Here is a 21,217-nt window from a genome sequence, read left to right as displayed (position 1 = left end):
CCAAAGGTTGTCCTTGACTTTCTAATACGTTGTGAGTGAATAGATACCCAATCGCTAGGGCAGATTGGATATGCCTTCATCTATTCTACCGAATCGACTTTTTCTTCATTACTCATTTTAGCGCTTTCATACCAATCTTTGAGCTTCAAGATGTGCAACGACCATCAACAACATCTTTTCGTTACCTAGAAGCATCATTTCATGCACTTATGAGCAGAATTACGTTTTGCCTTATCAATACCACTTTAAAACTTGCACTCCACTATCCAAGCAGCCTCGAGGCGAGTGTGAGTGATTTTTCTCATGGGTGAAATTCGAGCGATTCTCATCAAGATTTAGAGGCTAATACGTACCAATTACCCTTCCCACAAAGGCAGTAACTTGCCCACCGCGCAAAAAGCGCCTCGGCGCGAATCCCTCAAGAATCCGTACCGAGGCGCCTTACAACAGGGGCTACTCCCCCGCCGTTACGTATTCAATAACTGAGCGCAGTCAAAACGACGGCGCGCCCAAGAACTAGCGCAGACCCAGGGGTCGTTCCATCGCCAGGGTCAGCAGTTCGCTAATCAGGTCAGTGTAAGAGATACCGGTGTTCTCCCACATGGTCTTGTACATCGAAATCGGGGTGAAGCCGGGCATGGTGTTCACCTCGTTGATGACCAGGCGACCGTCCTCGGTGTAGAAGAAGTCTGCACGGGACAGGCCCTCGCCGTCCAGCGCCAGGAATGCCTTCACAGCCAGCTCGCGCAGGCGCTCCTGCACATCCTGCGGCAGGTTCGCCGGGCACACGGTCACAGCGGAAGACTCAGAAACGTACTTCGCCTCAAAGTCGTAGAAGCCGTGGTCCTGATCCACAACCTCGATCTCGCCGGGGTAGGATGCGCGCGGCATCTCGCCGTGGTGGCCATCGAGCACAGCGCACTCGATTTCGCGGCCCACAATACCCGCCTCAATAATGATCTTCGGGTCGTGGCGGCGTGCCTCTTCAATCGCGGGCACGAGCTCCTCCACCGAATCCACCTTGGTAATACCGAAGGAAGAACCTGCGCGGGTCGGCTTCACGAACATGGGGAAGCCCAGCTTCAGCACGCGCTCCAGAATCTGCTCGCGGTCCTCGTGCTCCCACTGACGGTTGGTGACAACCTCGTAGGGGCCGACCTCCAGGCCAGCAGACTCAAAAGCAACCTTCATGAAGTGCTTATCCATACCCACAGCGGATGCGGTCACGCCGCAACCCACATAGTGCAGGTCAGCCATTTCCAGCAGACCCTGCACGGTGCCGTCCTCACCGAAGGGGCCGTGCAGCAGCGGGAACACAACGTCCACCGGTGCGGTGCGGGTAACGTTACCCTCAGCATCCACCAGGGTCAGGCGGGAATCGCCGGCGCCCATCGGCAGGAACACCTGCTGGGTACCCTCGGGGAACTCTGCGGTACCGCGAGTGCCAGCAGTCAGGTCGGCGAGCTCCTGCTCGTCAGTCAGATACCAGCGGCCGTCACGGGTAATGCCGATAGTGATGACCTCGTAGGCGGTGCGGTCAATGGCGCTCAGCACGCCAGCGGCGGTAATGAGCGAAATGGGGTGCTCGGAGGAGCGGCCACCGCACAGCAGGGCGACGGTCTTCTTCTCGGTCATATATTTCTCCTAGTCAATGTTCCCCTACCCTCAGGTCCGGAAGGTGGAACGGCAATGCGTCAATAATCCTAACGCACGAATACCGTCGCGGTCACTGATGCGTTTCTCACGCACCGGTCTTCCGCAACGGTATCCGTCCTTGGATGTTTACATTCAATCTTCTTCTAGTATGTCCTGGCACATAACCCGAATCAAGGGGTGCCAGCACACCAGAAAGCTTCAAAATCTAGTGGCTCTCATGCTTGAGGCGGCGACCCAGTAGCTGAGGCGCCAAGTCCTCAATGCCAATGCGACCCGAAAGCACCGCCACCACAGCCTCCACGATGGGCATCTCCACGCCGTGACGGCGAGCCAACTCAGCCACCACGGGAGCCGACTTAATCGACTCGGCAGTCTGGCTCATATGCTCGTGCAGGCGGTCAGGGGTAACACCCTGAGCCAGCAGGCGGCCCGCCGTGTGGTTACGAGACAGCGGCGAAGAGCAGGTCGCAATCAAGTCGCCCATACCGGCAAGACCGCTCATCGTCGCAGCCTCGCCGCCCAACGCCACCGCCAGGCGGGTAATCTCCGCCAGACCGCGCGTCATAATGGACGCCTTCGAGTTATCGCCATAATTGCGGCCTTCGCAAATACCCACGCAAAGGGCAATCACGTTCTTCACCAGGCCACCAATTTCAGTACCCACCACATCCGTGTTGGTGTACGGGCGGAAGTAACCGCACGCAATCGCGTGAGCAACAGCCTCAGCCACCGGCAGGGTACGAGCCGCAACCACGGAGGCGGTAGGCTCCTCCCCCATGATTTCCTTCGCCAGGTTCGGGCCCGACAGCACGCACACGCGGTGCGGAATATGGCCAATCGCGCGCAGATCAGCACCGCGCAGAGCCATGGATTCTTCCAGTTCCTCGGTAATGACCTGCGACATGCGCAGACCCGTACCGGTCTCCAAACCCTTCGCCAAAGACACCAGCATGGCGTTCGGCTCAATATAGCGGGCGAAGCTCTGCAACTGCGAACGCAGAACCTGCGCGGGCAGGGCAAGAACCACAATATCCGCACCGGCAAGCGCCGCGGGGGCATCCGCCGTGAAGTGCATGTTATCCGGCAGCTTCATTCCCGGAAAATAGCGGGCATTCTCGCGGGTGCGCTCGCATTCAGCCATCACCTGCTCATCACGACCGATGAGGGTCACGCGGGTGTCATCGCCGCGCTCGCGGGCAGCGTCCGCCGCGATCTTAGCGAAAGCGGTGCCCCAGCTACCGGCACCGAGCACCGCAATAGACTGTACGGTTGCCGGAGGGGTAAATTCAGGGCTTGCTGCGGGGGTGCGTCCAAAGAAGGTCACGAAAACACCTGCCTCTCTTCCTTGCGAGGTTATTGTGCGAGTCCCTGACAGGCGCCTCAGCAAATAGCCGCGGCTTCTGTCAGGGCCTCTACGATTTTCCCAGCTGGGATGCTACTTTTCGTCCGGTTCGCCGAGCGCACCACCAACCGGACCCGAGGGGGTACCGGGGGCTTCACGACGCTTCGTGCGGGGGTTCCAACGACCCTCAGGAGCCTTCTCGCCGCGGATCTTCTCCAGCTCGGCGGTAATAGCGTCCAGCATGGCGTCGGTGACCACGCCCAGTTCGGTGCGGGTGTGCTTAGCTTCGGGGCTGGCGTCCTCAACAAGGGAGGCGATATCCAGCGCCTTACCAACCTGCACTCGCACGGTCTTGCGCGGGAACAGCGAAATCTTACGCTTCTCCTTGATGCGGCCGTCCTCGCTAGCCTCATCCACGTAACCGAGAATCTGCTCGTCACCCCAGTGCGCCACCGGGTAGACGGGTGCACCAGTCGCAAGAGCCAGACGAGCCGCACCGGTACGCGCCTGCATGGGCCACAGCTGCGGATCGTGGGTAGTGGTGCCCTCCGGGAAAATCACGACGGCACCGCCAGCCTCAACAATCTTGCGGGCAGTAATCAGGGACTTACGCGCATCCACCGAACCGCGAACCACAGGAATATGCGCGAGCTTGCGCATAATGTAGCCGAGCACGGGAGCACGGAACAGCGAATCCTTCGCCAAGAAACGCGGCAGGGCGCCCTCAACGAAAGCAGGGAAAGCCACGGTCACCGGATCAAGCTCGGTGGTGTGGTTAGCCACGATAATGTACCCGCCGCTGGAAGGCAGATTCTCGCGGCCGGTAATCTCAACGCGCGCCATGAGCTTGTACAGCCCGCGTGCGGCGTTACCGAGCACCTTGTACAGAGCGTCACCGTAAGCGGTGGGCTCAATCTCCGGCAGCGCTTGCTTTCCCTGCTGTCCGCTCATTAACCCTGAACCTCAACTTCCTCGGGCTCAACAACGACGATTGCTGCATCGGGCTTGGGAGCCTTCGACGCCTTGCGTGCCAGCACCTCAAAGTTGGCACCCAGGCCCTTGAGCTTCTCCTCGAAGTTCTCGTAGCCGCGAGCAATCAGCTCAACACCGCTCACGTGAGAGGTGCCCTTAGCAGCCAGCGCAGCAATGATGTGGGAGAAGCCGCCGCGCAGATCCGGAACCTCAATATCAGCGCCGGTCAGCGGGGTGGGGCCAGAAATAATAGCGGAGTGGCCGTAGCCCTTACCCTCAAAACGGCAGGGTGCGCCGCCCACGCAATCGCGCATAACAACGATATCTGCGCCCATCTGCTTCAGGGCGTTGGTGAAGCCGAAACGCTCCTCGTACACGGTCTCGTGCACGATGGACGCGCCCTTAGCCTGGGTCAGCGCCACCACGAGGGGCTGCTGCCAGTCGGTCATGAAGCCGGGGTGCACGTTGGTCTCAAAAACGATGGGCTTCAGCTCTGCACCGGGGGTGCGCTGAGCCGGGTGGGTGAAGCGAATACCATCAGCGGTCACCTCGTACAGGCCGCCCATCTTACGGAACTGGTTTAGGAACGCAGTCATGTCCTTCTGAGCTGCACCGCGCACGAAAATGTCGCCACCGGTAGCCAGCGCCGCAGAAGCCCAAGAAGCGGACTCGTTACGGTCGGGCAGGGACGCGTGATCGTAGCCGGTCAGCTCGTCCACGCCCTCAATGACGATGGTGCGGTCCTCGTTGATGAAGATGATCGCGCCCATCTTCTGCAGAACAGCAATCAGGTCAATAATTTCGGGCTCAATCGCAGCGTTGCGCAGGATGGTCTTACCCTTAGCACGCACACCGGTGAGCAGAACCTGCTCGGTAGCACCCACGGAGGGGTAGTTCAGCACAATCTCTGCACCCTTCAGACCCTCTTCGGGAACAATCAGGGTGGTGCCGGTTTCGTCGTCCTTCTCAACGACTGCGCCGAACTTGCGCAGTGCAGACATGTGGTAGTCGATGGGGCGGTCACCGATCTTGCAACCACCCAGGTTGGGGATGCGTGCGGTACCGAGGGTGTGTAGCAGCGGGCCCACCATCAGAATCGGGATGCGGGAATTACCACCGAAGAGCTGAATCTCCTCTGCGTTCTTTGCGGCGGTGGTTGCATCCTGTGCGGGGTTGAGGGTCAGAACACCAGCTTCGCGGTCGTAGTCGACCTTTGCACCGTGCAGCTCCACGAGGGTGGTAACGATTTCGACATCACTCAGGTCGGGAACGTTACGCAGGGTCGAGGGGGTCGAACCGTGCAGTGCTGCGACCATCGCCTTGGGCACCAGGTTCTTGGCGCCTCGAACGTGAACCTCACCAACGAGCGGAGTGCCACCTTCAATGCGAAGCTTGCTGATGTTCTCAGTCATTAAAAATCCTTTGTGGAGTCGGCTGGTTTAGGCCGAACTTTAACTTTAACAGTGTGCCGATGCGCCGTGTTCTGTCGTGCCGCACCCTTGCCGGTAGCAGGGCGAAACGGGCGCATATATTCATCATTATTCTAAGCCCTGCGTAAAGGTGCTCCAAACACTGAAGAACCTTTGGAACTCGTGACTGAGATTTTGCTCTGTTGTGTATGTGAAAAACCGCTCTGACCCCTCCTCAGAATCAGAGCTGGAAAAGACAAAAAGATACACAAATATTCACACTAATGCAAACATTTTCTGGTTCTTCGCCAAAATTTGACGTTAGCTTCTTCTTTTTGACGCACAAATTTGAACTTGAGAGCAACCTCGCCCCTACAATAGCGTGCACACTCGTGACCGCTGAGCGGTGCCTCCACTCTCAAGGAGAAACCAACCAGCTCTCAACTGCGGCATCGGCGCCGGCATTGCCGTCACTCCATGCAGTACGGAGCCTCACGGCAGGGAACGGGCGTGCATTCACTGCATACAACCTTGCGATAACGCCCAACTAAAACGGTTCGGCTTCCTGCTTCACTTCAACTTCAAAAATTCACTTCAACATCACCGTAAATATTCGAAAGTCAACTAAAAACCACGGCGTATCGCAACCAACCACAGGTCACTTCGCGGCTGCATCCGCGAACTACCGGAGGACCCCAAATATGACACATCACAACACTGCATCACGCTTTTCACGCCGTCGCCTCGTACAGGGCGCGGCATGGAGCGCCCCCGTTATCCTCGCCAGCGCAACCGTCCCCGCATGGGCGGCAAGCGGCGAGCCCACCTGCTCCCCCGCTCTGACCCTCAAGCCGACCGCAACCGGCTACGACGACAAGGCTGGTGCATACACCGAATGGCTCGTCCCTGAAGGCGTTGGACGAGTACGATTCGACCTCGTGGGAGGTGCCGGCGGTGCTGCATCTTCCTTCACTCCCCAATACCTGACCGACGTCACGAACGCGGCCCTGGCTGGCGGCGGTGCCGGTGCACAGCTCAGCGGCGTTCTGACGGTTAAGTCCGGCGACATCCTGCGCGTCTGGGCGGGTAACGGTGGCGTCGGCTCCGCATCCGGCGCACAGCCCGCACTCGGCGGCGAAGGCTACGCGGCAGGCGGCGACTCCACCGGCTCCAGCAAAGCAACCGGTAGCGCGCAGGTAGTGGGCACTGATAGCGGCTACGTGTACGGCGCGTCCGGCGGCGGTTCCTCCGCGGTCGAACTCGTTCGCGACGGCGCAGTCACCATTGTTGCTGTCGCAGGTGCCGGTGGTGGCGGCGCACAGCTCGGCACCCTCACCACCCACCAGGGCGTCTTCGATACTCAGCCCAAGGACCAGCTGAACCCGGCACTGCGCGTAGCGCTGGACGGCCGTGACGCATCCACCACCGCAGGCGGTAGCGCAGGCGGCGACCTGGGCACCGACAACACCGGTCAGGGTGGCATGCTCATGGCAAGCCCCTACCAGGAGTTCAAGCCCCTCGACGAGGACGACAAGACCCTCGACATGCGCTTCATGGTCACCGGCGGTACCGCTGGCCGCTCCGGCGTGGCGGGTACCCTCGGTGAGGCGCTGGTCGGCGTTCTCGACGAGAATAACGAGCTGAAGCTCATGCCCATGTCCGACCCATGGTTCGAAACCTACGACTTCCCTCGCTACTACATGTACGAGGGTGACTCCGTGGTCGAGGGCGAGAAGGGCACCGGCGGCGCCGACGCAACCGGCTCCTACCGCGGCAAGGGCGGTTCAGGCGCCCTGCTCTCCCGCACCCACGGCAAGCTTTCTCTCACTTCCGTAGCATCCGGCGGAGGCGCTGGCTACGGCGGCGGCGGCGCAGGCCTGAACATCTGGACCATCGGTGCGTACCGCGAGAGCGTTTTCGGCCGCCAGGTGCAGTTCGAGAACGAGGGCAACATCTACTCGCTCAGCTCCCTGAGCAGTGGCGGTGGCGCAGGCGGCAGCTACATTAACCACGAAGTGGTTTCTGACTTCGCACTTGCCACTGCGCAGAACGCGAACCCGACCGCGGGCGTGCGCTCCCCCGGTTCTGCGGCGCTGTACAGCTGCACCGAGAACGCAACCCTGAACACCCCCATCACTGAGGGCGCGCTCTAGATAGTCAATGAATGCGCCTCCCCAGAAGTTCCGGGGAGGCGCATTCATATGTGTGCCAGGTTTTTGGGTACAGAAAAGCTCGAAGGCGGCAACTGTTTCAGTCGCCGCCTTCGAGCTTTATATCTCTAGGTTTTAGAGCTCTCGGCTTAGAGTTCCTGAGTACGGGGCATCCAGGAGGGGCGCTTCGCCTCGTACGCCTCAATAGCCTCGAGGTTCTGCAGGGTCAGACCAATATCGTCCAGACCCTCCATGAGGCGCCAACGCACGTAGTCGTCAATCTCGAAGGGAACGACCAGCGCACCCACGGTTACGGTCTTGGACTCCAGGTCAACAGTGATTTCGGTGCCGGGCTCGTGCTCCAGCGCCTTCCAGATCAGCTCGATATCGTCCTGTGCAACCTGCGCGGTAACCAGGCCCTGCTTGCCCGAGTTGCCGCGGAAAATATCGGCAAAACGAGCGGAGATAACGACCTTGAAACCGTAGTCGCGCAGCGCCCACACGGCGTGCTCACGGGAAGAACCGGTACCGAAGTCCGGGCCCGCGACCAGCACGCTACCGTGCTTGTAGGGCTCCTGGTTCAGGATGAACTCGGGGTCCTTACGCCAGTTAGCGAAGAGGGCGTCGTCGAAGCCGGTCTTGGTCACTCGCTTGAGGTAGACGGCGGGAATAATCTGGTCGGTGTCAACATTCGAAGAACGCAGCGGCACGCCAATGCCGGTGTGCTTAATAATGGGTTCCATAATGGCTCCTTAGCTATAGCGGCGTGCTAGGCCACGACGTCGGACGGGGCGGACAGGGTACCGCGCACAGCGGTTGCGGCGGCGACCACCGGGGAGACCAGGTGGGTGCGGCCACCCTTGCCCTGGCGGCCCTCAAAGTTACGGTTCGAGGTGGAGGCGCAACGCTCACCGGGTGCCAGCTGGTCGGGGTTCATACCCAGGCACATGGAGCAGCCGGCGAAGCGCCAGTCGGCACCGAACTCCTTGAAGACCTTGTCCAGGCCTTCTGCTTCTGCCTGCGCGCGGACCTTCTGGGAGCCGGGCACGACCATCATGCGTACGTTCTCGGCGATGGTGCGGCCACGCACGATGTCTGCGGCGGCGCGCAGGTCCTCAATGCGGGAGTTGGTGCAGGAACCCAGGAAGACGACATCCACGGGGATTTCCTTCATGGGGGTGCCGGCCTTCAGGTCCATGTATTCGAGGGCGCGTTCTGCTGCGACCTTGTCGTTCTCGTCCTCGAAGTCGTCCGGGGAGGGAACGGCGTGGCTCAGCGGAATACCCTGACCGGGGTTGGTACCCCAGGTGACGAAGGGCTCGAGCTCGTCAGCGTTGATGAAGATTTCCTTGTCGAAGACGGCGCCTTCGTCGGTGGGCAGGCTCTTCCAGTACTCGACTGCCTTGTCCCACTCTTCACCCTTGGGCGCGTGCTGGCGGCCCTTGATGTATTCGAAGGTGGTCTCGTCGGGGGCGACCATGCCGGCGCGTGCGCCCGCCTCGATGGACATGTTGCACATGGTCATGCGGCCCTCCATGGAGAGGGAACGGATCGCGGAGCCGCGGTATTCGAGCACGTAGCCCTGACCGCCGCCGGTACCGATCTGCGCGATGACAGCGAGGATGATGTCCTTTGCGGTCACGCCGGGCTTGAGGGTGCCTTCAACGTTGATTGCCATGGTCTTGAAGCGTGCCAGGGGCAGGGTCTGGGTCGCCATGACGTGCTCCACCTCGGAGGTGCCGATGCCGAACGCGAGAGCGCCGAACGCACCGTGGGTGGAGGTGTGGGAGTCGCCGCAGACGATGGTCATGCCGGGCATGGTCAGACCCAGCTGCGGGCCGACCACGTGCACGATGCCCTGTTCCTCGTCACCGAGGGAGTGGATGCGCACGCCGAATTCCTTGGCGTTGCGGCGCAGGGTCTCGATCTGGGTGCGGCTGGTCAGGTCGGCGATGGTGCCGAAGATGTTGTCGGTGGGGGTGTTGTGATCCTCGGTGGCAATGGTCAGGTCGAGGCGGCGCAGGGGGCGGTTCTCGATGCGCAGGCCTTCGAATGCCTGGGGGGAGGTCACTTCGTGCAGTAGCTGCAGGTCGATGTAGAGCAGGTCGGGCTTGCCGTTTTCACCGGGGACGACGACGTGTGCGTCCCAGACTTTTTCTGCCAGGGTGCGCGGACGGGTGCCCGCGGTGGTTGCGTTCTGTTCGCTAGTCATGCTTTCTCCTGCTTGATGCGTTCCTACGGTGGATGCGTTCGGTGTGGTGCGTGCCGCAAGTTTGCGGAGTTGAGGGGCGGATTATGTACCCGATGGGACCCTCAAATCGGTATTTCCCCGCGGCGTGTCGCATATTTTTTCACGGATTCTTAGCCTGTGAGACGGCTCAGAAACACCCCGAACTAGCGAGTGTTTTTATGTGGGTTTACTCTATGACTCCAGGGTAATTTTGCGGGATTATTCGCATTTTTCTGCGTCTTTTCGCATATTTTCACCCATAAACCCACACAAACACTTATTATGAAAAATTCATAATTTATCCCGTAGGGGGTGATTCCATCTTCAGCTCTGCACCCCAAAGAGTCCATGAAGTCCGGGGTATCTTTCATATTCTGAGATAGAATATAAGAATGACTCCTTCCGCATCACGTTTTAACGCACACGGAATGCGTCACCCCAACGCATCCACACACCACAACGCACCGATCGTTGACCCCGTCAAGCCGCCCGAACACATGGCCGCCGACGAGCAGATGGTAGAGGTACACTCCCACGGCTCCTCCGGCGTTGGCGTGCTCGACAAGGCAACCCTCATTCTTGACTGCCTCGAGGCAGGCCCCGTATCCCTGGGCGACCTCGTCAAGGCAACCGGTTTGGCACGCCCCACCGCACACCGCCTCGCCGTGGCGTTGGCTCACCACCGCCTCGTAGCCCGCGACGTGCAGGGACGCTTCATGCTCGGACCCCGCCTGACCGAACTCGCGTCCGCCACCATTTCCGATGAGCTCATCACCGTGGCAGACCCGATTCTGCAGAAGCTCAGCCTCGAAGCTGACGAATCCACCCAGCTGTACCGCCGCCAGGGCGACTGGCGTGTATGCGCGGCAACCGCGGCACGACCCTCCGGCATGCACGAATCCATCCCGGTCGGTACCCAGCTGTCCATGCAGGCTGGTTCCGCCGCCCAGGTTCTGCTGGCTTGGGAAGACCAGAACCGCATTGTTGAAGGCCTGCGCGATGCGCACTTCAGCGCCGCCATGCTCGCGGCTGTGCGCCGCATCGGTTGGGCGCAGTCCGTGGGTGAGCGCGAGCGCGGTACCGCCTCGGTCTCTGCTCCGGTGCGTGCGCCCGGTGGCAAGGTGATTGCGGCTGTGTCTATCTCAGGCCCGATTGACCGCATGACCCGCCAGCCGAACCGCAACTACCCCGAGCTGGTCGTTAAGGCTGCTCAGGCGATTACGGACGGTCTGCGTGAGCTTGCGGCGTCTCAGCAGGCTCCCTGCGCTGAGAGTACTGAAGAGGACTAAGCTTCAGTAGCGTATAGATTTAACGAAAAGGATCCCTCCCCGCCTCGATTGAGGTAGGGAGGGATTTCTTTTGCGCGCTCTTGTTCTGATGAGGCTTGTCCTGATGCGGCTTCTCGGATGATACGCCGCTAAATGTCCAGCGCCTTGCGGTAGGCGTTGAGGCGCTTTGCTTCCTGCTGTACCGGGGCGACCACGCAGGACTGCACCGCCTTCTCCACGCCGGTCTGCAGGCGACCCCGCAGCTTACGTGCGTAGTAGCGTGAGCCCATGGCGGTAAGTAGCCTGCCCACACCCGCCGAGGCGATACCGAGCAGCACACCCAGCAGCAGAAGCAGGGTCGGCAGGGGCACCGGGGAGCCTTCGGGGGTCGGGGCGGGCGGCAGTTGAATCTGCAGGTACGCCAAGCCGGAAATCAGGGTCAGCCAGCCGACGCCTACCAGGGCGCTCATTAGCGCGATCCACTGCAGGGCGTTGAAGATGACCCAGGGGGCGCGGGTGCGGCCCAGACCGTAGTCGATGCGCACCATGTCGCGTTCGAGCAGTTCGGGAAGCTCCGCCTCGCGGGAGAGGGCGGCTTCCTTCATGCTGCGCTTCCACGGTTCGTCGATGCGGGCCGCCATCTGCTTGCTGTATTGGCGCACGGCGTTTGCCATGCCCGCCTTCTGCGCGGCGCTCAGCGGGGGTAGCGAGGATGCCACCAGCTCGGGTGCGTTCTCGCTATCGGAACCGAGCATACCCGCGGACTTCTCAGCCTTAGATGTGCTCTTCGTTTCGTCTTGCTGCCCCAGGTGCAGACGGCGCAGGGGGTCAGCCTTCAGGCGGCTCATCCAGCGGGTGAGGATCCAGCCGGTGCGCTGACCCGCGGCGCGGCGGTAGGAGGCGGTTGCAGCCTGCAAAACCTGTTCTGCCTGGCTGGATGAGTAGCATGCTTTCACGAGCTTCTGCTCCGCTTCGAGGGCGTAGGCTCCGGCGAGCACGGTCCCCTCTCCTCCGGCGTAGGTGCGCAGCTGGGAGGCGGTGGCGTGCAGCTGCGCGTCGGTTCGTTGCAGGGATAGGCTCTTGGCGGCGGCTACCTGGGCGAGCAGGTCGCGGAGCACGTCCACGCCTTCGCCGGTTCGCGCGGAGACGGCGATGGGTGCGGCGAGCAGGTGCGCTTCGGTGCCCTCAGCCTGCAGCAGGCGGGTGAGGGAGGCGAGCACGGCGGGCACCTCGGCGGGTGCGAGTTTATCCGCCTGGTTGAGCACGCAGAGCGCCTGCGCACCGGATGCGGCAAGCGGCACCATGAAGTCGCGGTGGATGACGGCGTCGGCGTATTTTTGGGGGTCGACGACCCAGACGAGTACGTCCACGTAGCGCATCATGCGGGCGGCGAGGTCGCGGTTGGTGGTGGTGACCGAGTCGAAGTCGGGCATGTCCAGCAGGATGAGGCCGCCGGTGCGGGTGCGCATTTCGCCGCGTCCACCGACGGCTCGGCGGATGCGGTTGAAGAGTCCGGGTGCCGGTTCGGTGACGGCGTTGGGTGCCGCTACTCCCCCGGCAGATTTATTGTTTCCGCCTGCTTCGTTACCCTCGGTTGCCTCTCCTTCGGCGGCGAGCGCCTGAGTTTGCGGGTAGACGCGCTTGTCGATGCCGAGCCAGTCAAGTAGCTCTTCGCTGCCCTCTGCCTCCCAGATTGCCGCCTGCACGGTGGAGGTGGTCGGGCGTGTGGGAGCGGAGAGGGCAATGTTCTGCCCAGCGATGGCGTTGAAGAGCGTGGATTTGCCGCTGCCGGTCGCACCGAAGAAGCCGATGACGGTGTGTTCGGTGGAGAGTTCGCGGCGTTGGCTGAGGCGTTCGAGGGTTTCGGCGGCGTCGAGCAGCACAGTTTCGGGGACTCGTCCTTCGCCGTAGCTGATGGCGTCCTTGAGGGATGCGACGGAGCGCGCGAAGGGCGAGGTCGCCACGGCGGGGGTGGCGCCTCGCTCGGCGTTGCGCTCAGTGTTCTCGAGTTTCTTCTCGGGGGTAGTCATAGTGCGTTTTTCTTCGTCTGTGGTGCGGGGTGCCTGTCCGGAGTGGTTTAGCGGGCAACCGTACCGTTAGTGTGGGCTGCGGCTTGGCGCTGTGTGGTTTGACTCTGGGCGCTCATTTCTGCGGCGATGTTCTGCACCTGCTCGGCGGCGCGGTAAATGTCCTCGGCGTCAGCCTGCGGGTCGGTTTCTTCGAGTACGGCGGTGAAGGGCTGAGCGTGCTCGGTGAGCAGATCCACCATGCGTTCGAGCAGGTCGGTGCGGGCGCGGGTTGCCATGCGGCGCACCGCGTCTTCACCGAAGATGGACTCGAGCAGTTTGGTGCCGACCACGCCGCTACCGCCGGCGATACCCGCCTCAATACCGGTGATGCCGCCGGTGAGGCTGAACGCGGCGACCATGAGCATCACGGCGGCGGCGTTCACGCCCAGGGAGAGGAAGCGGGCGCGTTTGCGCTTGTCGGCGCCTTCTTCGCGGATCATTTCGAGGACGGAGCCCTGCCAGAGGCGGATCTGCTCGGCAACGGCTGCGGAGAAGATGTCTTCGGCGGACTGCACTTCGCCCTTTGCTTCGTTGCCCTTCGCCTCGCCGTTTGCGCCTGCGTTCTGTTCGGGCGCCGCGGCGGAGGCCGTCTGCGGCGCAACAGAAACAGCCTGCGGCGCATCAAGGCGCGCCAGCAGGGAGCGTCCGGCGCGGCTGGCACGCCAGCGGGTGCGGGTGTTTTCGGAGGCGCGTGCGGCCGCATCCAGCACGACGGCGTGGACGCCGCTTTCGAGGGCGTCTTCTACCTTCTGTGCGGCGGCGGGCTGACCGCGCAGTGCGGAGCCGACGCGGTCGCGCAGACGACCGATGGTGCTGTCGAGGGAGCGGAAGAAGTCGCCGGTTCCCACGAAGTCGTGCCAGCGCGAGAGCACTTCACCGCGTAGCAGCGAGCCGTCGGAGAGCGCCCCGTCGATGGTGGTCAGCGCGTCCTCGTATTCTTCTGCGGCGATGGTGGCAAGCGACTGGTGCGCCGCCTGCTGGCGTGCCTGTTCGGCGGCGAGCACCTGCAGGTTACCGGCGAGGGTTTCGACGGCACCTGCAAGGGTCTGCCGGGCGATGGCGGCGCGGGCGGGTGCGTCGGCGCCGAGTTCGCGGATCCACAGGGTCAGCGGGGCGAGGCTGACGGGTGCGAGCATGCCGCTTTCGTCGCGCGGCTGTTCGGTGACGGTGTGAATCAGTACGGCGTGGATTCCGGCCTCGTCGAGCATGCGTCGCAGGTCGTTTTCGATGGCTTCTTCGTCGCCTTCGGGCACACGGTTGAGCACCACGGCGATGGCGATGGAGCGTGCGGCCGCTTCGTGGAGCAGTTCCCAGGGCACGGCGTCGGCGTAGCGGTTGGCGGTGGTGACGAAGAGCCACAGGTCTGCGGCGGAGAGCAGTTCCTTGGCGAGGGTGCGGTTTTCCTCGGAGACGGAGTCGATATCGGGTGCGTCGATGAGCGCGATGCCCTGCGGTAGCGCCGAGGTAGTAATAGGAATGAGGGCGCGCGCAATCTTCGGGTCGAGGCCGGGTAGTGCCTGCGATCCGGCGTTCATGCCGGAGGTACGGGTGCGCGGCAGGGTGGGCAGGAAGCGTTCGGGCGACAGCGCCGCTTCGTCTTCTGCGCGGTGCAGGAGTACGGGGTGGCGGGTGGTGGGTCGAATCGCGCCGGACTGGGTGAGCGGTTCGCCGAGCAGGGTGTTGACGAGGGTGGATTTGCCGGCGCCGGTGGAGCCTCCGACCACGATGGTGAGGGGGTTGTCGACGCTGGCACTGCGCGGCAGGATGTAGTCGTCGAGTTGGCGTGCCATGGCGGCGAGTATGGTGCGCGCGGTGGCGGTGCCGTGCTCGGCGGTGCCGTCGTGGGCGACGGTGTAGGGGGTGCCGGGGGTTTCGCCGGCTTCTACGTCGAGCGGGAGGGGGATTCGAGTGAGCAGTTCGCGAGCTGCTTTGAGCTGCGCATAGTCGGTGGTAGTCACAGCGCTATTGTCCCATAGGGTGCACCTGCTTCATGCCATGTGTGGGCGTTGCGGTGGGCGCGTTACGGCTACGGGTTGTTTAGGGGCTCATGTTGAGGTGTTTTTGATAGGTGTTTGGACAACCTGAAGAGGTTGAGATACTACTTGCACGCCGGGTGCAACAACTCCAATTTATGATTCATTCGCAAGAAGAGCAGGTGAGAAAATCCTTGAGTTTCCGCAGGAAATCAGCACATTTCAATGCGGTTATCCCGAACACATTGGTATGTTTTATAACCCGCATAAAACGGGCAAATATTAAGATTTGATAACTTTTTACGCTCAAGCGCAGATATGGTTATTTTGAACCTGAAAGTACGTTTAGAATCATTGAGCACGACAACCAGGCAGGTCATAACCCATACCGATTCCTTCAGGTGGCTTCTGACCTGCCCTTTCTATCGCATCCGTACTCACTGCGGTATGCCACATCCATCGGGAACGCTCACCGACTCCTCACACAACTGCAATCAACTGCCGTTGAGGTTCACTGCATCCGAGCCACCCGTTACTGCCTGCCCGTCTTTACTCTTGCGAAAGGTTGCGTATGTTCAGTCCGCTGTCACGTCGCCATCTTCTTGCTCTTTCTTCCGGAGCAGCATTGAGTGCACTCGCAAGCGCTTGCAGCCCCAGCGCAGTTTCTCGCCCTCAACCACTCGCTAACCCTTCCCCTACCAAGGTTGCTCCTCAGAGCGCCCAGACTAAATCTGCGACCACCACGCGCAGTATTACGTATGCCGAGCCTCTGCCCGCATCGGCTCTGGATGGTCGCGGACCGGCTCTTTTGCCGGATCAGTTCTTTGAGCGTTCCGGAAATTTCTCAAACGGCACCCTGAGCCATCGAGCCGTCAATGTCCCCCGCCCCACCATGCCCCCGGAAGCTAAAGAGCGCACCGTCGAGGGCCTGCATGCCTTCCTGCAGTACTGGGGTGCGGCACAGAACTACATGCTCCTCACCGGTGACACCAATCCCTTCATGGATTTGCCCGGCCAGGAGCACTTTAGTCAGATGGCGCAGATGTACCGCGATATCTACCGCTACAACATCGGCTGGCTGGTCTCTAAGAACAACCACCCCATGTGCATTAACCTGAGTTCCCCGCAGCCGGTGCCCGCTACCGAGCAGGACGTCTACTGCTGGAAGGCGACCCTGAAGGTGGACGAGAACGCGTTCCTGTTCAACCATGAGACCCGTCAGCGTGAGCAGCTCACCGGTATCTACGGCAGCAATCAGAAGGCGGATGCTTACGTCTACTTTGGTGAAGAGGGCTGGCAGATGCTGGAGGATCCGAACTCTTCCCCGAGTGCTACCGCCACCCCCGCGGCCAACCCTGAACCGTCCGCGAATACTCCGAGCGCACAGCCGACCCCGAATGAGAGCACCTCTTCTAAGGCGACTCGTTATATTCGAGGCTCAGCCTAAAGCTTCTTTACATCCGTGCCTCAAAGAACCCGTCATATTGGGTGATATGAGGCACGGATAAGAGCTTTTATTTGTGTGCCACGCGTGAAATCTATAGGCTAGGGCTAGATGAGGTCCGCCCATTTTCGCCTCAATACGCGTCTACCCGCCCTGCGGGTGACTGCTTCGCGCCCTCCTGTAGGGGCGTGATGTTAGGCTGAGAATTGGAGCGTGAGCTCTTCACTTATCACCGATACTTCCGCATCACAGCACATTCAAGGGGATCACTATGATTCACAGCCGCCGCCACTTTATTGCGCTTACGGGCACCGCCGCCCTGGGTGCGATGCTTGCCGCTTGCGGTTCCAAAAAGACTGAGGAGGCGACTGCCTCCCCCACTGCTTCCGCTTCGATTGCGGGTGCCTACGACAATCTGTCGGGCGAGCTGAAGTGGACTAAGTACATTGCGGGCAACGGTGCGGCCCCGATGAGCAGCACCGACCCGGAAACCGGTCAGGTGTACACGATTGAGCCGACTGCCGGCCCGGCAAGCGTTGATTCTAAGGCTAGTGCCGTGCCCATCCCCATTGAGGATGAGAGCATGTACGAGAAGAACGCCCGTAGCTTGCGCGCCACCTTCGCTTACTTTGCGGCAGCGGTGAACTATGCCCGCATGACCGGTGACCCCGGTCCTGCTCTGCAGGTGGTTCAGGCACAGAACTCTACCGACCGTGCGGCGCTGGAGAAGTTGCGTGCGTTCTATGCTCCCGGTACGAACTGGCTGGTGGGCGGCGAGTGGACGTTCCGTCTGACCGATAAGCAGCCGACGACCCGCGGCACGAAGTATTCGTGGGCGTGCACCGTGACTCAGGCACACGGCATGCGGGTTGAGAAGGCAACCAATACGACCAAGCCTCTGGAGGACACTGAGGCCCCGGAGATTAAGGCTCTGTACGCTGAGTACGATGAGGAAGCGAAGCGCTGGGTCGTGATTTCGCCTCAGCAGTACGATCCTGCGTTGGCCCCGAAGCCGACTCAGACTCCGCGCGCGCATCCTTCCTCGACCTATACCCCGACGGTGACTGATGACAGCACTGTGGCGGCTAATGCTGGTGCGAACGCCGGCGCGAATACTTCGGGTAACGGCGCGCCTCAGGGCACTGCTCAGAATGGTGCCGCACAGAACGGTGGTGCGCAGGCTCCTGCCGCCCAGAATGGTGCAGGTCAGGGCGGTTCCCGTCAGTACACTGGTTCCCAGAATGGTGGCGCACAGACCGGCACCGGTCAGGGTGGCGCGGCTCAGGCTCCTCAGCCTGACGCTACCCAGGCGCCTGCGGCTACCGCTCCCGCGCAGCCCGTGGCGACTCAGCCTGCAGCTGCGACGGCTCAGCCGACTGTAGCGCCCGGTGCCCCCGATGCGGGCGGTGCTGCTGGCGGCGCTGAGGCACCTGCCGGTGTTCCCGGTGAGGGCGCCCAGTAGCCCCTAGAGACCGAGTAGCCCCTCCCCCTATAGACGATGAACGCGTCCCCTCTTTCACCCCATCCGGTGCGATGCTCCCGCTGGTTCCACTAAGTTCCTAGTCACGGTAAGTTCGCTGATGGGCGGCATATCACGCTCGTTTGAGCGCTGGTACGCACGGGTGTGAAGGCGGGGGCGCGTTATACTTAGGACTGTCTCTAGAGGGATGTCCGCGTGTGATATCCGCTCGTCGAGGCGTTCTCTCACTCGTCTCTCACCAGAGAGTCTCACTCGAAAGGTATTCCGTGGCGCTTTTCCCCATGACCTCCGGGCTTCCCAGTTCCACTACCGGCATCAGCCGCCGTTCTGCTCTGCGTTACGCGGGTGCGGGCGTTGCGGGCGTGTCTTTGAGCGCCCTACTGGTTGCGTGCGGTGGTTCTTCTTCTAGCGAGAACGCTGATGCGGATACCCCTCAGATTTCCCCTTCGGCTTCTGCGCGTACTGATTTTAGCGGCGAGGTCACCTTCGATAACTATGAGAAGAAGGGCACTTTCGTTCCAGCGACCGAGTCTGCTCCCGCGCAGAACGTGCCGTTCCCTAAGCGTCCGGCGAGCGCATCGGAGAACTCGGTGCAGGGTCTGTACGATTCGATTGCGTTCGTGTATGCGGCGATTAACTACCTGGTGCTGACCGGTGATGCGGCTCCGCTGCGTGAGTCAAAGGCTGATGAGAAGTTCGTTGCGTCGTTCTCGTCGTTTATGGATGAGTCGAATGAGAGCTCGCAGAATCGTGACTGGTATGTGTCGCCGAAGGTGACCATGTCTGCGTTCACTGCTGTTCCTGCTCTGGTGAAGAAGAGTGTGCAGTGGACTTTTGATTTGGTGATTGATTTGGGGCCGACCGTGGTGATTGACGGTGCTCCCGCGGAGATGTCTGAGAAGGTGCGCCGCACTGAGCGTGGCTTGGTGGTTACCGGTGTGCGCCACGATAATGATTGGACTTTGACTATTCAGGATGAGTATGAGGCACAGGCTTCGGCTCAGCCTAAGAATGGTGGCGCTAACGGTGGTGGCGCTAACGATGGTAATGCTGACAATTCCGGTAACTCCGGTAATGACGGCAATTCTAATGGTGACAACCTTTAAGCCCTCAGATGGATGAGGCATCATGCCCTAACTCGCACTCGGGTTAGGGCATGATCTGTTTTACTCTGGTAGTAACGAGCTTTCCTGGATTCAAGGTTTTTGTATGTCTTCTTTTTCTCAGTCTTTCTCTCGCCGCTCCCTGATGCGCCTGGGTGTGGGCGTTTCTGCTGTTGCCGGTTCTGCGGCGCTGTTGAGCGCTTGCGGTTCGGGTGGATCTAGCCAGCAGTCTGGTTCCCAGGGTGGTAGCCTGAACGGTTCGAAGTCGAGCGCTAACCCGAATGGGTACAGCGATGATGGTAAGAACTATTCGGGTCTGGTGGAGTACACCCACTATGAGGGTGCGGTGAATTATGAGCAGGGTACGGTGGATCATCCGCCGCGTAATGCTCCGAAGCCGCAGGTGACTGACGCTCTTTCGTTGAATACGGTGACGGGTTTTCATGAGGCGATTGCTTATTTTGCGGCGGCTATGGATTATCTGGTGAAGACCGGTAGCACGGATGCGTTCTCGACCGGTATTCAACTGTCGTCGAAGACTCGCTCTGAGGTGGATGCCTTGTCGGCTTCTATTCTTGCGGGTGTGGAGAAGGGTTCCTGGTATGTGAATCCGTCGGCTTCTTATGCTCTGGCGAGCGCTCAGCCGTCGATTATGAGTGATGGCAACCTGCTGTTTAAGGGTCAGTACACTCTGGACTTCGGTACGGAGGCGGTGGCAGAGGGCAAAATTCAGCCGGTGGTTGCCTCGGCGAGCGCTTCTGCTTCTGCTGAGCCTACTGAGCCTTCTGAGGATGCGCTGGTGTCTGACGCGGCGTCCCCGAGTGCTACTGCTACTGCGGCGGGTCCTGCTTCTCAGGTGACGGTTCAGGAGTGCGATTTCCGCGGCCGCTACCACGCTGATTCTAAGATGTGGGAGCTGAGCGTGGCGTACGGTGCTACTGTTCAGGGTGCCGCCACCCAGGGAGGCGCTACTCAGGGCGGTGCGTCCACCGCGAGTGCTGCGGCGTCTGGCGCGGCATCCGGTTCGGCTTCTGTGCCCTCTTCTGCCGCCGCTTCTGCCGCCGCTTCTGCGGAGGCCTCTGCCACCTCCGCGGCGTCTTAGTTCGTCATAACGCTTTTGTGTGCGAGGCGCTTCTCACGCTTCGTTCGACTCTGTATCCTGTTGGGTTTGCGGCTAAACTGGTTGCAATCACCGACTGACTGAAAGGTATCACTATGTCCGAGAACCTGACCCGCCGCGCGGCGCTGGGTGTGCTGGGCGTCAGCTCTATGGCTTTGCTGGCGGCTTGTGGCTCTAAGGCTACTTCTGAGGCGTCTGCTTCCGCTTCTGGCTCTGAGAGCGCTTCTGCTGCTGCTTCTGAGTCTGCTACCGCTTCGCCCTCTGCTTCTGCATCGGCGTCTGCTTCCCCGTCCGCTTCTGCGTCGGCTTCGGCTACTGCAACGAACTCTCCGCTGCCCAACGACAATAAGGATTACAGCGGCGTAGCGAAGTTGGAGAAGATGGAGGATCACGGCGAGTACCAGCCGGGTAATGCTGAGCACCCGCCGCAGAACGTGCCGTCCCCGATTGTTCCGGAGGCTATGCACCAGAATTCGGTGGCTGGCTTTGCGGCGGCTCTGGCGTACTTCGGTGCGGCGTTTGAGTACCTGCTGCGTACCGGCGATATGCACTACATGAACGAGGTCAGCACCGACCAGGAGACCCTGGCGGCGATGAAGAAGTACGCAGACTCCACCAAGGCCGGTATTGATGAGAAGAAGACCTGGTACGTGAACCCGACCGCTACCCTGACTATTGGTACTAAGCAGCCGGTTCTGGCTCAGGGCGCGTACAACTGGACCGTGACGTTGAACGTGGATCTGGGTGAGAAGCTGTTCAAGGACGGCAAGGAGCAGACCGTGGCGGCTGACAAGCGTCACGTGAAGATGTTCGGTGAGGCTGTTGGTCGCTACTTGAACAACAAGTGGGATCTTCACATGGACATCAACTAGTCCTCTGAGGCTGGTTTCCCCCCCCCCCGCTTGTAGCGTTGTGCCGTCTCAGGATGCGGTTTTTAATGTTTTTTCCATTGATGGCAATAAAATTTGTGGCTCCAGCTTGCGGTGAACGGAGTTCACCAC

15 protein-coding genes are annotated in these 21,217 nt (G+C 60.9%); 7 read left to right on the top strand and 8 right to left on the bottom strand.

Annotated elements, in window-relative coordinates:
* Nucleotides 1-516: 516 nt before the first annotated feature.
* The 4 genes from O3649_RS02410 to murA form a co-directional block, all read right to left on the bottom strand.
* Entirely contained in the window at nt 517-1,635 is a 1,119-nt protein-coding gene (locus tag O3649_RS02410) for a D-alanine--D-alanine ligase family protein (RefSeq protein ID WP_371572589.1), read from the bottom strand.
* A gap of 226 nt (nt 1,636-1,861) precedes the next feature.
* Entirely contained in the window at nt 1,862-2,980 is a 1,119-nt protein-coding gene (locus O3649_RS02405) for an NAD(P)H-dependent glycerol-3-phosphate dehydrogenase (protein WP_371572587.1), read from the bottom strand.
* 111 nt (nt 2,981-3,091) lie between these two features.
* Nucleotides 3,092-3,949 (bottom strand): 1-acyl-sn-glycerol-3-phosphate acyltransferase, encoded by an 858-nt coding sequence (locus O3649_RS02400; protein WP_070687591.1) that lies wholly within the window; start codon nt 3,947-3,949, stop codon nt 3,092-3,094.
* Nucleotides 3,949-5,382, bottom strand: a complete 1,434-nt coding sequence (gene murA / locus O3649_RS02395; protein ID WP_005505632.1) for a UDP-N-acetylglucosamine 1-carboxyvinyltransferase — start codon at nt 5,380-5,382, stop codon at nt 3,949-3,951. Before murA ends, O3649_RS02400 begins: the two co-directional genes overlap by 1 nt.
* A 698-nt stretch (nt 5,383-6,080) precedes the next feature.
* Between murA and O3649_RS02390 the strand changes: the two genes are divergently transcribed.
* Nucleotides 6,081-7,532 carry a transcriptional initiation protein Tat gene (locus O3649_RS02390; protein ID WP_371572585.1) on the top strand — a complete coding sequence of 484 codons (1,452 nt, stop codon included), beginning with the start codon at nt 6,081-6,083 and terminating at the stop codon, nt 7,530-7,532.
* 146 nt (nt 7,533-7,678) lie between these two features.
* Here O3649_RS02390 and leuD read toward each other — a convergent pair whose 3' ends face one another.
* Nucleotides 7,679-8,272, bottom strand: coding sequence for a 3-isopropylmalate dehydratase small subunit (gene leuD / locus O3649_RS02385; RefSeq protein WP_005505627.1), 594 nt, complete (start codon nt 8,270-8,272; stop codon nt 7,679-7,681).
* Between the two features lie 26 nt (nt 8,273-8,298).
* On the bottom strand, nt 8,299-9,741 hold the full coding sequence (leuC, locus tag O3649_RS02380; protein WP_049347426.1) for a 3-isopropylmalate dehydratase large subunit: 1,443 nt from the start codon (nt 9,739-9,741) through the stop codon (nt 8,299-8,301).
* Between the two features lie 410 nt (nt 9,742-10,151).
* On the opposite strand from leuC, the gene O3649_RS02375 reads away from it, so the two are divergent.
* Nucleotides 10,152-11,048: an IclR family transcriptional regulator gene (locus O3649_RS02375; RefSeq protein WP_005507443.1), complete on the top strand. Its 897-nt coding sequence runs from the start codon at nt 10,152-10,154 to the stop codon at nt 11,046-11,048.
* Nucleotides 11,049-11,176: 128 nt separating this feature from the next.
* Here the strand turns inward: O3649_RS02375 and O3649_RS02370 are convergent, their stop codons facing one another.
* Together O3649_RS02370 and O3649_RS02365 are read right to left on the bottom strand one after the other, a co-directional pair.
* Nucleotides 11,177-13,057, bottom strand: a complete 1,881-nt coding sequence (locus tag O3649_RS02370; protein WP_070629426.1) for a GTPase — start codon at nt 13,055-13,057, stop codon at nt 11,177-11,179.
* Between the two features lie 47 nt (nt 13,058-13,104).
* Nucleotides 13,105-15,054: a dynamin family protein gene (locus O3649_RS02365; RefSeq protein WP_070629425.1), complete on the bottom strand. Its 1,950-nt coding sequence runs from the start codon at nt 15,052-15,054 to the stop codon at nt 13,105-13,107.
* 640 nt (nt 15,055-15,694) lie between these two features.
* On the opposite strand from O3649_RS02365, the gene O3649_RS02360 reads away from it, so the two are divergent.
* The 5 genes from O3649_RS02360 to O3649_RS02340 all read left to right on the top strand — a co-directional run bounded on the left by O3649_RS02360 (nt 15,695) and on the right by O3649_RS02340 (nt 21,088).
* Nucleotides 15,695-16,516, top strand: coding sequence for a DUF6318 family protein (locus O3649_RS02360; RefSeq protein WP_246822807.1), 822 nt, complete (start codon nt 15,695-15,697; stop codon nt 16,514-16,516).
* A 268-nt stretch (nt 16,517-16,784) separates the two neighbouring features.
* On the top strand, nt 16,785-17,975 hold the full coding sequence (locus tag O3649_RS02355; RefSeq protein ID WP_070629423.1) for a DUF6318 family protein: 1,191 nt from the start codon (nt 16,785-16,787) through the stop codon (nt 17,973-17,975).
* A 284-nt stretch (nt 17,976-18,259) separates the two neighbouring features.
* Complete coding sequence (locus O3649_RS02350) at nt 18,260-19,099, top strand: DUF6318 family protein (RefSeq protein ID WP_371572581.1); 840 nt, start codon at nt 18,260-18,262, stop codon at nt 19,097-19,099.
* 103 nt (nt 19,100-19,202) lie between these two features.
* Nucleotides 19,203-20,198 carry a DUF6318 family protein gene (locus tag O3649_RS02345; RefSeq protein ID WP_371572579.1) on the top strand — a complete coding sequence of 332 codons (996 nt, stop codon included), beginning with the start codon at nt 19,203-19,205 and terminating at the stop codon, nt 20,196-20,198.
* Between the two features lie 113 nt (nt 20,199-20,311).
* On the top strand, nt 20,312-21,088 hold the full coding sequence (locus O3649_RS02340) for a DUF6318 family protein (RefSeq protein ID WP_012903318.1): 777 nt from the start codon (nt 20,312-20,314) through the stop codon (nt 21,086-21,088).
* Nucleotides 21,089-21,217: the final 129 nt, after the last annotated feature.

The sequence above is a fragment of the Rothia sp. 27098_8_29 genome (assembly GCF_041432785.1).
GTDB classification, from domain to species: domain Bacteria; phylum Actinomycetota; class Actinomycetes; order Actinomycetales; family Micrococcaceae; genus Rothia; species Rothia mucilaginosa.
This window is presented reverse-complemented; position numbering and strand designations above follow the sequence as displayed.

Coding starts and splice junctions, on each gene's coding strand:
- O3649_RS02345 (WP_371572579.1), top strand. CDS start 19,203: ATGTCTTCTTTTTCTCAGTCTTTCTCTCGCCGCTCCCTGATGCGCCTG.
- O3649_RS02390 (WP_371572585.1), top strand. CDS start 6,081: ATGACACATCACAACACTGCATCACGCTTTTCACGCCGTCGCCTCGTA.
- O3649_RS02340 (WP_012903318.1), top strand. CDS start 20,312: ATGTCCGAGAACCTGACCCGCCGCGCGGCGCTGGGTGTGCTGGGCGTC.
- leuD (WP_005505627.1), bottom strand. CDS start 8,272: ATGGAACCCATTATTAAGCACACCGGCATTGGCGTGCCGCTGCGTTCT.
- leuC (WP_049347426.1), bottom strand. CDS start 9,741: ATGACTAGCGAACAGAACGCAACCACCGCGGGCACCCGTCCGCGCACC.
- O3649_RS02410 (WP_371572589.1), bottom strand. CDS start 1,635: ATGACCGAGAAGAAGACCGTCGCCCTGCTGTGCGGTGGCCGCTCCTCC.
- murA (WP_005505632.1), bottom strand. CDS start 5,382: ATGACTGAGAACATCAGCAAGCTTCGCATTGAAGGTGGCACTCCGCTC.
- O3649_RS02375 (WP_005507443.1), top strand. CDS start 10,152: ATGACTCCTTCCGCATCACGTTTTAACGCACACGGAATGCGTCACCCC.
- O3649_RS02400 (WP_070687591.1), bottom strand. CDS start 3,949: ATGAGCGGACAGCAGGGAAAGCAAGCGCTGCCGGAGATTGAGCCCACC.
- O3649_RS02370 (WP_070629426.1), bottom strand. CDS start 13,057: ATGACTACCCCCGAGAAGAAACTCGAGAACACTGAGCGCAACGCCGAG.
- O3649_RS02355 (WP_070629423.1), top strand. CDS start 16,785: ATGATTCACAGCCGCCGCCACTTTATTGCGCTTACGGGCACCGCCGCC.